This is a genomic window from Neoroseomonas eburnea (assembly GCF_018129005.1).
Classification (GTDB): Bacteria; Pseudomonadota; Alphaproteobacteria; order Acetobacterales; family Acetobacteraceae; genus Neoroseomonas; species Neoroseomonas eburnea.
The window spans coordinates 1-12878 of sequence record NZ_JAAEDL010000035.1 but is presented as its reverse complement, the minus strand read 5'-3'; the positions used below and the strand labels follow the sequence as shown (position 1 = coordinate 12878).

Genomic DNA, 12878 nt, shown 5'->3' with positions numbered 1-12878 from the left:
ACAGTCCCTTGCCGCACGCGGCTGAGGCGCCGGCGATGATCATCTGCCACTGCAACGTCCTGACGGACGGCCAGATCCGCGACGCCATCCGCGCTGGCGCCCGCCGCCCTTCCGATACCTACGCCGCCTGCGGCTGCCGCGCCCAGTGTGGCACCTGCGCCGCCGAGCTGCGCGACATCATCCACGCCGGCCTCGCCGCGCCAACCGACAAGTAAGCACCAGGAGGACGACCTTGCTCGACAGCATCCAGACCACCGTGGACCAGGCGCTCGAGGACGATGCCGCCAAGGGCGTCTTCCGCGTCGCCCGCGACATCTTCACCGATCCCGGGCTCTTCGAGCTCGAGATGAAGCACATCTTCGAGGGCAACTGGATCTACCTGGCGCATGAGAGCCAGATCCCGAACGCCAACGACTACTTCACCACCTGGATGGGCCGGCAGCCGATCTTCATCGCGCGCAACCGCCAGGGCGAGCTGAACGCCTTCGTCAACGCCTGCAGCCACCGCGGCGCGATGCTCTGCCGCCACAAGCGCGGCAACAAGTCCACCTACACCTGCCCCTTCCACGGCTGGACCTTCAACAATTCGGGCAAGCTGCTGAAGGTGAAGGACCCCGAGGGCGCGGGCTACCCGGAGGCCTTCAACAAGGACGGCAGCCACGACCTGACCAAGGTCGCGCGCTTCGAGAACTACCGCGGCTTCCTCTTCGGCAGCCTGAATCCCGACGTGAAGCCGCTGGCCGAGCACCTGGGCGAGGCGGCGAAGATCATCGACCTGATCGTGGACCAGTCGCTGGACGGGCTCGAGGTGCTGCGCGGCTCCTCCACCTATGTCTACGACGGCAACTGGAAGCTGCAGACCGAGAACGGCGCCGACGGCTATCACGTCACCGCCGTGCACTGGAACTACGCGGCGACCACCAGCCGCCGCAAGGAGAGCGAGCGCGAGGACAAGACGCGGGCGATGAGCGCCGGCGGCTGGGCCAAGCAGGGCGGCGGCTTCTACTCCTTCGAGCACGGACACCTGCTGCTCTGGACCAACTGGGCGAACCCTGAGGACCGGCCCAACTGGGACCGCCGCGAGGAGCTTGCCGCGCAGTTCGGCCAGGCGCGCGCGGACTGGATGGTCGGGCGCAGCCGCAACCTCTGCCTCTACCCCAATGTCTACCTGATGGATCAGTTCTCCTCGCAGATCCGCACCTATCGGCCGATCGCGGTCGATAAGACCGAGGTGACGATCTACTGCATCGCGCCGAAGGGCGAGACACCCGAGGCACGCGCCCGCCGCATCCGCCAGTACGAGGACTTCTTCAACGCCTCCGGCATGGCGACGCCGGACGACCTCGAGGAATTCCGCGCCTGCCAGATGTCCATGATGGCCCGCGCCGCGCGCTGGAACGACATGTGCCGTGGCTCCGGCCACTGGATCCAGGGGCCGGACGCGGCCGCGAAGGCAATCGGCCTCGAGCCTCTGATGAGCGGCGTGAAGACCGAGGACGAGGGCCTCTTCGTCGTGCAGCACAAGTACTGGCAGGAGGCGATGCAGCGCGCCCTTGCCGAAGAGAACAAGGGCTGAGGAGACGCGCCATGTCCGCCACGATCGAAGCCGCCGCCCGCGCCTCCTTCACGCTGCACGACGCGGAGCAGTTCCTTTACCGCGAGGCCCGCTTCCTGGATGACCGGGACTGGGATGCCTGGCTCGCGCTCTACGCGCCGGACGTCGAGTTCTGGATGCCGTCCTGGGACGACGACGACCGGCTGACCGAGGATCCGCAGACCGAGATCTCGCTGATCTGGTACGGCGACCGTGGCGGGCTCGAGGATCGCGTCTTCCGCATCCGCACGGAGCGGTCCAGCGCCACCAGCCTGCCCGAGCCCCGCACGCTGCACAGCGTCACCAACGTCGAGATCCTGGAGAATGTCGGCGGCCTGGTGAAGCTGCGCTGCAATTGGCTGACGCAGAGCTACCGCTACAGGACGACGGACACCTACTACGGCACCTCCTTCTACACCATCGACACGACGGGAGAGGCGCCGCTGATCCGGCGGAAGAAGGTCGTCCTCAAGAACGACTACATCCACCATGTCATCGACATCTATCACGTCTGAGCGCGCAGCCATGACCCACAGCATCGCGCTCAACTTCGAGGATGGCGTCACGCGCTTCATCGATGCGCGGGACGGCGAGACGATCGCCGACGCCTCCTACCGCCTCGGCATCAACATCCCGCTCGACTGCCGGGACGGCGCCTGCGGCACCTGCAAATGCCGCGTGGAATCCGGCCGCTACGACGGCGGGTTCTACATCGAGGACGCGCTGACCGAGGAGGAGGCCGCGGAAGGCCTCGCCCTGGCCTGCCAGGTGCGGCCGAAGACCGACCTCGTCGTCGCCATCCCCGCAGCCTCGACCGCCTGCAAGACCAGGCCGCAATCCTTCGAGGTTGCCCTGCGCTCGGTCGCCCGGCTGTCAGAGACCTCCATCGCTTTCGCGCTGGATGCGCCGACGGATCTCGCATTTCTGCCGGGGCAATATGTCAGCGTGCGGGTGCCGGGGACCGAGCAGCGGCGCGCCTATTCCTTCAGCTCCGCACCGGGGGCCGAGGCGCTCTCCTTCCTCGTGCGCGACATCCCGGGCGGGCTTATGAGCACCTGGCTGCGGGAGGCCGCCACACCCGGCGCGATGCTGGAGATCACCGGCCCGTCCGGCTCCTTCTACCTGCGCGACGTGCAGCGGCCGCTGCTGCTGCTCGCCGGCGGCACCGGGCTGGCGCCCTTCCTGTCCATGCTCGGCAGGCTTGCCGGGAGCGGCTGTGCGCAGCCGGTGCACCTCGTCTATGGCGTGACGAACGACGCGGACCTGGTCGAGATATCGCGGCTCGAGGACTACGCAGCGCGCATCCCAGGCTTCACCTTCGCGACAACCGTCGCGGCCGAGGGCAGCACGCATCCGCGCAGGGGCTACGTGACAGCGCATGTCGAGCCCGCGCACCTGAACGGCGGCGATGTCGATATCTATCTCTGCGGCCCGCCGCCGATGGTCGACGCCGTGCGCGGCTGGCTCGCAGGCCAGGGCGTCACGCCGGCCGCGTTCCACTACGAGAAGTTCTCCCCGAGCGCACCCATCGATGCGCCGCGGAGGGCAGCATGACCTTCGAGGGACGCTTCGCCGGCAAGGCGGCGCTGGTCACCGGTGCCGCCCAGGGCATCGGCCGCGAGGTCGCGCTGCGCCTCGCCCGCGAGGGCGCGCAGGTCGCGCTGGTGGACCGCTCGGATCTCGTGGAAGAGGCGCGCCGAGAGGCCGGCAACGCCGCCATCGCCGTCACCGCCGACCTCGAGGGCTATGAGGGCGCCAGCGCGGCCGTCGGGACGGCGCGCGCCGCCTTCGGGCGCCTCGACATCGTGGTGAACAATGTCGGTGGCACGATCTGGGCGCGGCCCTATGCGCAATACGAGGAAGCGCAGATCGAGGCGGAGATCCGCCGCTCGCTCTTCCCGACGCTGTGGTGCTGCCGCGCGGTGCTGCCGGCGCTGCTCGACACCGGCGGCGGGGTGATTGTCAACGTCTCCTCGGTCGCCACGCGCGGCGTCAACCGCGTGCCCTATGCCGCGGCGAAGGGCGGCGTGAACGCCATCACCGCCTGCCTCGCCATGGAATATGCCGAGCACGGGATCCGCGTCTGTGGCGTGGCGCCCGGCGGGACCGAGGCGCCGCCGCGGCGCATCCCACGCAACAGCGCCGAGCCCGATGCGCAGGAGCGCGCCTGGTGGCGGGAGGTCGTGGACCAGACCGTCTCCTCGTCGCTGATGAAGCGTTACGGCACCATCGCCGAGCAGGCAGCGACGATTCTGTTCCTGGCCTCGGACGAGGCTTCCTACATCACCGGCGTCACCCTGCCCGTGGCTGGCGGCGACCTCGGCTGAGAAACGGCAGCCGGGCCGCTCCCCGGCGAACACCCCCGACACGGAGGAAAAACGACATGACCGAGAGCCTTCTCGAGACCAAGGACGTCAAGGACCTGCTGATGAAGGTCAGCAACCTGGGGGACGGCACGACAGGTGACCTGCGCCTGAAGCGCATCGTCCACCGCGTGGTGTCCGACCTGTTCCGCACGATCGAGGATTTCGACGTGCAGCCCGACGAGTTCTGGTCGGCGATGGCCTACCTGACGCGTCTCGGCCAGGCGAACGAGGTCGGCCTCCTGGTGCCGGGCCTCGGCCTTGAGACCTTCCTCGACCTCCGCCTCGATGAGGCCGAACGCAAGGCCGGCATCGAGGGCGGCACGCCACGCACCATCGAAGGCCCGCTCTGGATCGAGGGTGCGCCGCTGTCCAAGGGCGAGGCCCGTCTCGATGACGGCTCCGAGCAAGGCGAGGTCCTGTTCATGGAAGGCCAGGTGCGCGACCTGGACGGCAAGCCGGTGGCCGGTGCGGTCGTCGATGTCTGGCACGCCAACACCAAGGGTGGCTATTCCTTCTTCGACCCGTCGCAGCCGAAGTATAACCTCCGTCGCCGCATCGAGACGGACGCTGAGGGCCGCTACCGCTTCCGCTCCATCCTGCCCGCCGGCTATGCCTGCCCGCCGGACGGCGTGACGCAGGAGCTGCTGGACAGGCTCGGCCGCCATGGCCACCGCCCGGCGCATATCCACTTCTTCGTCACTGCGCCCGGCTACCGGAAGCTGACGACTCAGATCAACATCGACGGCGACGAATACCTGCACGACGACTTCGCCTTTGCGACGCGCGACGGCCTGATCCCGGAGGTCCGGCGCGTCGATGACGCGGAGAAGGTGCGCGCCAAGGGCCTGAACGCGCCCTTCGCCGAGATCACCTTCGACTTCGTCCTGCACGCCGAGCGCGCCGAGGCCCCGCGCACCGAGGTCCAGCGCGCCCACGCCCCGGCGGGCTGACGCTTCCCGTCCCGGCCGCGCAGCCCGCGCGGCCGGGATCCCCACCGCACGACACCGACGACCGGCGCGCAGGCGCGCGCCGATCCCCTGAACTCGACCCCACGAAGGCCCAGCCATGCCCGACACCGCCATCGCCATCCCCGCGGATCTGCGGCGCGACCTCGCCATCCAGGACATCCGCGCGACCATCGTCGATGTGCCGACGGTGCGGCGGCACAAGCTGGCGCAGACCTCGGTCACCGCGCAGAGCTATGTGATCGTGCGGATGCGCCTCTCCAACGGCGCGGTCGGCATCGGCGAGGCGGCGACCCTCGGCGGCCCGCGCTGGAGCGAGGAGAGCGTCGAGGCGATCAAGGCCAATATCGACGCCTACCTGGCGCCGGCCCTGATCGGCCAGCATGCCGCCCAGCCCGTGGCGCTCGGCGTGCGGATGGATGCCGCGGCGAAACGCAACAACGCCGCCAAGGGCGCGATCGAGAGCGCCGCCCTCGACGCGCTCGGCCTGACGCTCGGCGTGCCGGTGGCGACGCTGCTCGGCGGCACGGTGCGCACCAGCTTTCCGGTTCTCTGGACGCTGGCCTCCGGCGATCCGGCGCAGGAGATCGAGGAGGCGGAGGGCAAGCTCGCCGCCCGCCTGCACGACACCTTCAAGGTGAAGATCGGCGCCCAGCCACCGGAGCAGGACATGGCGCGCATGCGGCGCCTTGCCACCGCACTCGAAGGCCGCGCGCGGCTGATCGTCGATGCCAACCAGGCCTGGGACGAGACGGTGGCGTTGCGCTGCCTGCCCCAGCTGTCCGAGATGGGCGTGCGCCTGGTCGAGCAGCCGCTGCCGGCCTGGAACCTGCAAGGCCTGGCCCGTGTGCGCGCCCGCACCACGGCGCCGATCCTCGCCGACGAATGCGTCTTCACGCCGGCGGACATGATGGCGGTGGCGCAGGCCGGCGCCGCGGATGCGGTCTCGCTGAAGCTGGTGAAGCATGGCGGCCCGATTGGGTTGCAGAAGGTCGCAGCGGTCGCCGAGGCCGCGGGGATCGCCCTCTACGGCGGCTGCCTGCTGGAGAGCTCGATCGGCGCGGCGGCGCATCTGCACGCCTTCGCCAGCCTGCGGGACCTCGCCTGGGGGTGCGAGCATTTCGGCCCCCAGATCCTCGTCGAGGACCTGGTCGGCGCGCCGCTGCGCTTCGCCGACTTCCACGTCCACCTGCCCGAGGGGCCCGGCCTCGGCGTCGCGCTCGACCCCGGGGCGCTGCGCCGCTTCGCGCGCGGCTGAGGAGGAAGCACCATGCTCTATCACGTTCGGATGGACGTGCGCGTGCCGCACGATGTCGAAGCCGCGACCTTCGACCGCCTCAAGGCCGCTGAGAAGGCGCGCGCCGAGGAACTGCAGCGCAGCGGCACTTGGCGCCATCTTTGGCGCATCGCCGGCGAGTACGCGAACGTCAGCATCTTCGACGTCGCCGACCATGACGAGCTGCACGCGATCCTCTCGGGCCTGCCGCTCTTCCCCTTCATGCAGATCGCGGTGACGCCGCTCGCGCGCCACCCCTCCGCGATCGCCTGAACCCCTTGCGGCGTGCGCCGTTCCCGGCGGGACGGCGCGCTCCACACCCCATCACCGCCGGCAAGCACCTCGCAGGAGGAGGGAGACATCCGATGCAAGCGACACGAAGCCTGGACGTCCAGGACGTCATCAACGCCAACCCGCTCTCGCGGCACCAGAAGATGGTGATCGCGCTGTGCTTCCTGGTCGTCGCGATCGACGGCTTCGACACGGCGGCGATCGGCTTCATCGCGCCGGCGCTGCGCGCGCAATGGGGCGTCACGCCGGCGCAGCTCGCGCCGCTATTCGGTGCGGGGCTCTTCGGCCTGATGGTCGGCGCCTTTGTCTTCGGACCGCTGGCCGACCGTTGGGGCCGCAAGCCGGTGCTGGTGGCGACCACCGCCTTCTTCGGTCTCGCCACCGTGGCCTCGGCCTTCTCCACCTCGGTCGAGATGCTGACCGTGCTGCGCTTCGTTACCGGCATCGGCCTTGGGGGCGCGATGCCGGCGGCGATCACGCTGACAGCAGAATTCTGCCCGGCGCAGCGGCGGTCCACGCTGGTGACGCTGATGTTCTGCGGCTTCACCATCGGTTCGGCGGCGGCGGGGCTTGCCGCCTCGCACATCGTCGCCGCCTATGGGTGGCAGGGCGTGCTGGAACTGGGGGGCGTGCTGCCGCTGCTGCTGGTGCCCGTGCTGGCCTGGAAGCTGCCGGAATCGCCGCGCTTCCTCGCGCTGCGCGGGGCAGCGCCGGAGCGCGTGGCGGAGGTCCTGGCACGCGTCGTGCCCGGTGCGGATCTGCGCGGCGTGACCTTCACGACAGCGAGCGCGACCCCGGGGATGCCGATCCTGCAGCTGTTCCGCGACGGCCTCGCTGGCGGCACGCTGCTGATCTGGGCCACCTTCTTCATGAGCCTGCTGGTCTTCTACCTGCTCTCCTCCTGGCTGCCGCTGCTCATCACCACGGCCGGCTTCTCGATGCAGAACGCGGCGCTGATGGCGGCGACGCTCGCCGCCGGCGGGACGGGCGGCGCGATCGTCATCGGCCGGATGATGGACCGCTTCGAGCCGCACCGCGTGCTGGCCCTGGCCTATCTGCTGGCGGGCGGCTTCGTGGTGTTGCTCGGCAGCGCCACCGCGGCGCCGGCGCTCCTGGTCTTCGCCATCTTCGGCGCGGGCTTCGGCGTGGCCGGCGCACAGGTCGGCGTGAATGCGCTCGCGGCCGCCTATTACCCGACCGCGAGCCGCGCGACCGGCGTTTCCTGGGCGAATGCGGTGGGGCGCACGGGGTCCGTGCTCGGCTCCATGGTTGGCGGCTTCCTGTTGTCGCTCGGGTGGGACCTGCCGACGGTGTTCTCCGTCGCGGCGGTTCCCGCCTTCCTCGCCGGAGGCGCGATGCTCGCCAAGGGCTCGCTCGGGCGCCCGGCTCCGGCCGCGATCGCCGTCGCCGCCGAGTGAGACGACGCGGCGCGGGAGACCTTCCCGCGCCGCCTTCCCCAAGGAACCCCGACCATGACCCAGCCCTGCATCATCTCTGTCGCCATCACCGGATCGGTGCCGCGCAAGAAGGACAACCCGGCGCTGCCGGTGACAGTGTCCGAGCAGATCGAAAGCACCCACGCCGCCTACGAGGCCGGTGCCTCGCTGGTGCACGTGCATGTCCGCAACGACGACGAGACGCCGAGCAGCGATCCCGAGCGCTTCGCCGCCTTCCAATCCGGCATTCGCAAGCACTGCCCGGACATCATCGTGCAGTTCTCGACCGGCGGGCGCGGCCGTGCGCTCGAGGCCCGCGGCGCCATGCTGCACCTCAGGCCGGACATGGCATCGCTTGCGACGGGCAGCGTGAACTTCCCCACCATCGTCTACGAGAACCCGCCCGACTTCGTGCGAACGCTCGCCACCACCATGCGCGACCTCGGCATCAAGCCCGAGATCGAGGTCTTTGATCTCGCCATGCTGACGAACACAGCCGACCTGGTGCGGGAAGGCCTGATCCTCTCGCCGCCGCATGTGCAGTTCGTCTTCGGCGTGAAGCACGCGCTGCCGCCGCGCGAGGACATCCTGGATTTCGAGCTGTCGCTGATGCGCCAGCTCATCCCGGGCGCGACCTGGACCGCGGCCGGCATCGGGCGCGACCAGTTCACCGTGGCGCGCTGGGCGCTGGCGCGCGGCGGGCATGTGCGCACCGGGCTCGAGGACAATATCCGGATGGACCGCGCCACGCTGGCGCCATCCAACGCCGCGCTGGTCCGCCGCACCGCCGAACTCGCCGCCGAGGCCGGCCGTCCCGTGGCCGATGCCGCCACCGCGCGCCGCATCCTGGGCCTGCCGGCGGTGCCGGTGCGGAAGGCCGCGTGATGCGCCGCCGCTCCCTTCTGGCCCTCGCCGCCACCCTGCCGCTGCCGGCCCTCGCGCAACCTGTGCGGCCCTGGCCGGAACGCCAACTGCGCCTGGTCGTGCCCTTCCCGCCGGGCGGGGCCATCGACGCCATGGCGCGTATACTGGCCGGGCCGATGGGCGAGGCGCTCGGCCAGTCGGTGGTGGTCGAGAACCGCGCCGGCGCCGGCGGCACCACCGGCACCGGCGCCGCCGCGCAGGCGACCGACGGGCACACGCTGCTGATGGTCTCGATCGCCCATGCGGTGAACCCCGCGCTCTATCCGCGCCTGCCTTATGCCGAGGCGGATTTCGTCCCGGTCGGGCCGGTCGCGGTGGTGCCCAACATCCTGGTCGTGCCGGCGGCGCGGCCCTGGCGCAGCGTGGCCGAGCTTGTGGCGGAGGCGCGGCGGCGGCCCGGCACGCTGACCTACGCCTCGGCGGGCAGCGGCACCTCGATCCACCTGGCCGGCGCGCTCTTCGGGGATCTTGCGGGTCTCGGTCTGGAGCACGTGCCCTATCGTGGCTCGGCGCCGGCGGTGACGGATCTCGTGGCGGGGCGCGTGGACATGATGTTCGACAGCGTCACCTCGGCGGGGCCGCATGTCGCCTCCGGGCGGCTTGCTTCGCTCGCGGTGACGACGTCGCAGCGCATCGCGGCGATGCCCGACCTGCCGAGCATGGCCGAGGCGGGCGTATCGGGCTTCGCGGTCGATCCGTGGTTCGCCATGCTGGCGCCGCGTGCGCTCCCGGCCGGCGCGCGCGCCCCGCTCTCGGCGCTGCTGTCGCGCCTGCTGGCCGATCCCGCGGTGGCCGAGCGCCTGGCGCGGATCGGTGCCGAGCCGATGACGGGTGATGCAGCGTCTCTCGCCGCGCTGCTGGCGGAGGAGACGGCGCGCTGGGGCGCCTTCGTGCGGCGCGCTGGCATACAGCCGGAGTGATGCGCCGCGTCGCACCGGCAACACGCGTGCGGCAGCATCGTCGCGCAACGCATTTTGCATGACGCGCGGCGTACATCTTCGGCATCACGTCGTTGCGGGAGAGTCCGCGCCGATCGCAATGCCGGCACGGGCGCCGAAGGAGCAACCGCCCCGGAAACTCTCAGGCCCACGTACCGCAACCGTTCTTGGACTCTGAAAAGTGGAGCAGCAGCTCCCGCCGACGGTGTAAGCCCCTGGCCCGCGATGGGACGGCGGCGATGCTCTCAGGCCAATGACAGAGGGGGCATTCGAGCTCGCGCGAGGCGCGCGGGAGGAGAATGCATATGTCCCGCTCCGGATCCGAGACCGCCGCCGTCATCGGCGCCGGCATCACCGGCATCACCACCGCCTACAACCTGGCCCGCCACGGCCATGACGTGACGGTCTTCGACCGCCACCCCTACGCCGCCATGGAGACATCCTTCGCCAATGGCGGGCAGCTCTCCGCCTCGAATGCCGAGGTCTGGAACAGCTGGGGCACCGTGCTGAAGGGGCTGAAGTGGATGGTCTCGCCCGGCGCGCCGCTGCTGGTGAACCCCAGGCCCTCCTGGCACATGCTGTCCTGGATGGCGCAGTTCGTCGCCGCCATCCCGCGTCACGAGGATAACACCATCACCACCGCGCGCCTGGCCATCGAGGCGCGCGGGCACCTGCGCCGCATGGCCGCCGAGGAAGGCATCGACTTCGACGCCGAGAATCGCGGCATCCTGCACTTCTACGCGACGAGGAAGGAGTTCGAGGCGGCGGCGCGCGTCACCGCGCTGCTGGCCAAGGGCGGACTCGAGCGCCGCGCGGTCACGCCGGCCGAGATCCGTTCCATCGAGCCCGCGCTGCAAGGCGAGACCTATGGCGGCCTCTACACGCCGTCCGACTTCATCGGCGACATCCACAAGTTCACCAATGGCCTGGCGCTGGCCTGCGCGCGACGGGGCGTGGCGATGCGCTTCTCGACCGAGGTTCTCTCGGCCGAGGCGGACGAGCCCGGCGTGGCGCTGGTGGTGCGCTCCACGGAGCCGCGCCTGATGGCGGAGGCGGCGTAGAGGAAGGCGTTGGCGGAGGCGATGGTGGCCTCGAAGTCCTTGGCGAGACGTCGGTTGCGGCCGATCCAGGCGAAGAAGCGCTCGACCACCCAGCGGCGGGCATGAACGGCGAAGCCGACTTGATCCTTCGGCTTGCGGACGATCTCGACGCGGATCGCGGTGGCGCTGGCGACGCGGTCTTCCGCCCCATCCCACAACCTCCCATCTCCGCCGCTCATCCACGTCCCGCCGAGCCTGGCGAAGGCGTTCACCGCCATGGCCGATCGGCATCCCACGCGGCTGTTCGTGACGCCCCGCGGAAAGGCCTGGACCACCGGCAATGCGCAGGAGGCGCTTGCGCGCCTGGTCAACCAGCCTGGCATCGAGCGCTACACGCTGCACGGACTGCGGAAGACGGGGCCGAGCGCCCTGAAGATGTTGGGCTTCGAGAATCGGGCGATCCGCAGCCTGACGGGGCACACCAGCGATAAGAACCTCGAGCTCTATCTCGATGGGGTGCAGCACCTGCCCCTGGCAAAGGCTGCTCAGGAAGCGCTTGAGGATGTGTTCGGATCCGTGATCGCCGAAGCCGAGGCGCGCGCCAATGCTCGCCGCTTCAACGGGGTGACCGGCCGCGCGGCCCGGGCGGCGAAAACTGTAAACAAGCTGAAAACAGGTAAACAGACGTCCGGAGGTGAAGGGCCGGAAACCTAGATATCTCTAGGTGGCGTGGCGAAGGCCCCTCCCCGCCAACCGTCTCTGCCAAGTGAAGCACGTCTGGCTTCTCAATTGCCGAGGCGTGTGGCGGACCCGAACCATCGCCTCACTTCTTCGGAGGCAGGGGCAGCCCGAAGTCATTCCTTTCGCCGAGCCAAGACAGCTTCCCCTCGGCGTTCTCGGCGCTCACCTCCACATCGACAGCGAGGCAATAGAGCGCGTTCACAAGGGCCTGCATCGCGTCCTCACCACCGAAGCGTCCACGACGCTTTGTCAGAGGTCCGTCGATCTCATATTGGCAGAACCAGCAATCGCCCTCAGGTGCCAGCGTCGGCCGGCCAATCCTTATGGTGAACCCAGGCTGGCCATCCACCTCAAAGGCTCGGCTCGCGATCACGTCCATCGATTCCGTCATGATGTCAGCGCCCCGTCACCAAAGGCGGGATAAAGGCCCCGCGACCGCACTGCGCGTATCTCTCCATTGCACTGGCCCAACACGAACGTCGGATCGCCGGCAAGGGAAGCGCCCGACAAACCGCCTGGTCGCGTTCGAACTGCGCATCGCATGCCGCGCTTCGGCGACTTGCCGTTGCAACGGCGCGATCTGCTGCTTGGTCTCGCTGTAGCCCGCGACCTTCCGCGGGATCCGATCCGCCGGGCGGATCGCCTCGCGTGTGTGCCGCCACGTTCACGGCTTTGCCGTCGATTGTCCGAACGTAGCCTCGTACGTTCACGACACCACCCTGGCCCGCTTCGGCCTCGACAAGACTGCGCCAGCCTTCCGTCACGCGCGCGACGTAGCGGCTCCGTTCGGGATGGCCCGGCTGCCAGTACCGCGGATCGCGCATTGCCGCTCGCAGGCTGGCTTCTGTGGGCGGCGGTTCAGGCACGGCAAACTCCTGGACGGTTCAGCGATAGAGACAATATTCCTATTTCTGGTTACTGTCAAGTGTTGCGTGTCAGACAGCCCGAGGGCGCAGTCGACGCACCCGCGCCGACCACGACGCGTGACCTGTCGCGCAGGCAGAGAGGGTTCGCGGTGGGTTTCCGTCGGATGGGTGGCGTAGGAAGCGAAACCCATACGGAAGCGTCTCTCGCAGCTTGTCGCTGACGTTCGCCCACTCGCCCGCCTATTCGACTGCTCGGATGGCCGTGGTCGGAACGAAGTTGAAGGGCTGGCAGACAGCCCGCTACAGTTTGGCTTCCATTGAGCGAGGCACGTTATGGCGAAGCCCCCCTAAGGAGATCTCTGCGAAACGCGCCTGATCGTTTGTTGGAGGTGTGGGAGCGGGCTGGAACGGGCGTTGGCGATGGGTTTTGCGCCGCGGCAG

14 protein-coding genes, 1 pseudogene and 1 riboswitch are annotated in these 12878 nt (G+C 69.5%); of the genes and pseudogenes, 13 read left to right on the top strand and 2 right to left on the bottom strand.

The features are described 5' to 3' along the window. The first annotated feature begins 8 nt into the window (after positions 1–8). From GXW74_RS24015 to GXW74_RS23960, 12 genes are all read left to right on the top strand, one after another. Positions 9–215, top strand: coding sequence for a (2Fe-2S)-binding protein (locus GXW74_RS24015; protein WP_246524019.1), 207 nt, complete (start codon positions 9–11; stop codon positions 213–215). A gap of 17 nt (positions 216–232) precedes the next feature. Further along, positions 233–1576 carry a benzoate 1,2-dioxygenase large subunit gene (gene benA, locus GXW74_RS24010; RefSeq protein WP_211849133.1) on the top strand — a complete coding sequence of 448 codons (1344 nt, stop codon included), beginning with the start codon at positions 233–235 and terminating at the stop codon, positions 1574–1576. 11 nt (positions 1577–1587) lie between these two features. Continuing rightward, a complete protein-coding gene (gene benB / locus GXW74_RS24005; protein ID WP_211849132.1) occupies positions 1588–2109 on the top strand; it encodes a benzoate 1,2-dioxygenase small subunit in 522 nt (173 codons plus the stop codon). A gap of 10 nt (positions 2110–2119) precedes the next feature. Next, positions 2120–3148, top strand: a complete 1029-nt coding sequence (benC, locus tag GXW74_RS24000; protein WP_211849131.1) for a benzoate 1,2-dioxygenase electron transfer component BenC — start codon at positions 2120–2122, stop codon at positions 3146–3148. Continuing rightward, a complete protein-coding gene (locus GXW74_RS23995; protein ID WP_211849130.1) occupies positions 3145–3921 on the top strand; it encodes a 1,6-dihydroxycyclohexa-2,4-diene-1-carboxylate dehydrogenase in 777 nt (258 codons plus the stop codon). The genes benC and GXW74_RS23995 overlap by 4 nt, the downstream gene beginning before the upstream one ends. A 56-nt stretch (positions 3922–3977) precedes the next feature. Further along, positions 3978–4910 carry a catechol 1,2-dioxygenase gene (gene catA, locus GXW74_RS23990; RefSeq protein ID WP_211849129.1) on the top strand — a complete coding sequence of 311 codons (933 nt, stop codon included), beginning with the start codon at positions 3978–3980 and terminating at the stop codon, positions 4908–4910. Between the two features lie 115 nt (positions 4911–5025). Continuing rightward, entirely contained in the window at positions 5026–6183 is a 1158-nt protein-coding gene (locus tag GXW74_RS23985) for a muconate/chloromuconate family cycloisomerase (protein ID WP_211849128.1), read from the top strand. Positions 6184–6195: 12 nt separating this feature from the next. Continuing rightward, positions 6196–6474: a muconolactone Delta-isomerase gene (gene catC / locus GXW74_RS23980; RefSeq protein ID WP_211849127.1), complete on the top strand. Its 279-nt coding sequence runs from the start codon at positions 6196–6198 to the stop codon at positions 6472–6474. 92 nt (positions 6475–6566) lie between these two features. Continuing rightward, a complete protein-coding gene (locus GXW74_RS23975; protein WP_211849126.1) occupies positions 6567–7910 on the top strand; it encodes an MFS transporter in 1344 nt (447 codons plus the stop codon). A 54-nt stretch (positions 7911–7964) separates the two neighbouring features. Continuing rightward, positions 7965–8813 (top strand): BKACE family enzyme, encoded by an 849-nt coding sequence (locus GXW74_RS23970; protein WP_211849125.1) that lies wholly within the window; start codon positions 7965–7967, stop codon positions 8811–8813. After that, complete coding sequence (locus tag GXW74_RS23965; protein WP_211849124.1) at positions 8813–9772, top strand: tripartite tricarboxylate transporter substrate-binding protein; 960 nt, start codon at positions 8813–8815, stop codon at positions 9770–9772. The genes GXW74_RS23970 and GXW74_RS23965 overlap by 1 nt, the downstream gene beginning before the upstream one ends. An 85-nt stretch (positions 9773–9857) precedes the next feature. Next, a riboswitch (glycine riboswitch) is annotated at positions 9858–9958 on the top strand. A gap of 131 nt (positions 9959–10089) precedes the next feature. Continuing rightward, a complete protein-coding gene (locus tag GXW74_RS23960) occupies positions 10090–10851 on the top strand; it encodes an FAD-dependent oxidoreductase (RefSeq protein WP_211849123.1) in 762 nt (253 codons plus the stop codon). On the opposite strand, the pseudogene GXW74_RS23955 reads toward GXW74_RS23960, so the two are convergent. Further along, a pseudogene (locus GXW74_RS23955) lies at positions 10833–11036 on the bottom strand (transposase); the annotation flags it as partial. The gene GXW74_RS23960 and the pseudogene GXW74_RS23955 overlap by 19 nt on opposite strands. Before the next feature lie 70 nt (positions 11037–11106). Between GXW74_RS23955 and GXW74_RS23950 the strand changes: the two are divergent. After that, the gene (locus GXW74_RS23950; protein ID WP_211849122.1) at positions 11107–11544 is read left to right on the top strand and encodes a tyrosine-type recombinase/integrase; all 438 of its coding nucleotides are present in this window, start codon (positions 11107–11109) and stop codon (positions 11542–11544) included. 109 nt (positions 11545–11653) lie between these two features. Here GXW74_RS23950 and GXW74_RS23945 read toward each other — a convergent pair whose 3' ends face one another. Next, positions 11654–11950: a DUF6968 family protein gene (locus GXW74_RS23945; protein WP_211849121.1), complete on the bottom strand. Its 297-nt coding sequence runs from the start codon at positions 11948–11950 to the stop codon at positions 11654–11656. Positions 11951–12878: the final 928 nt, after the last annotated feature.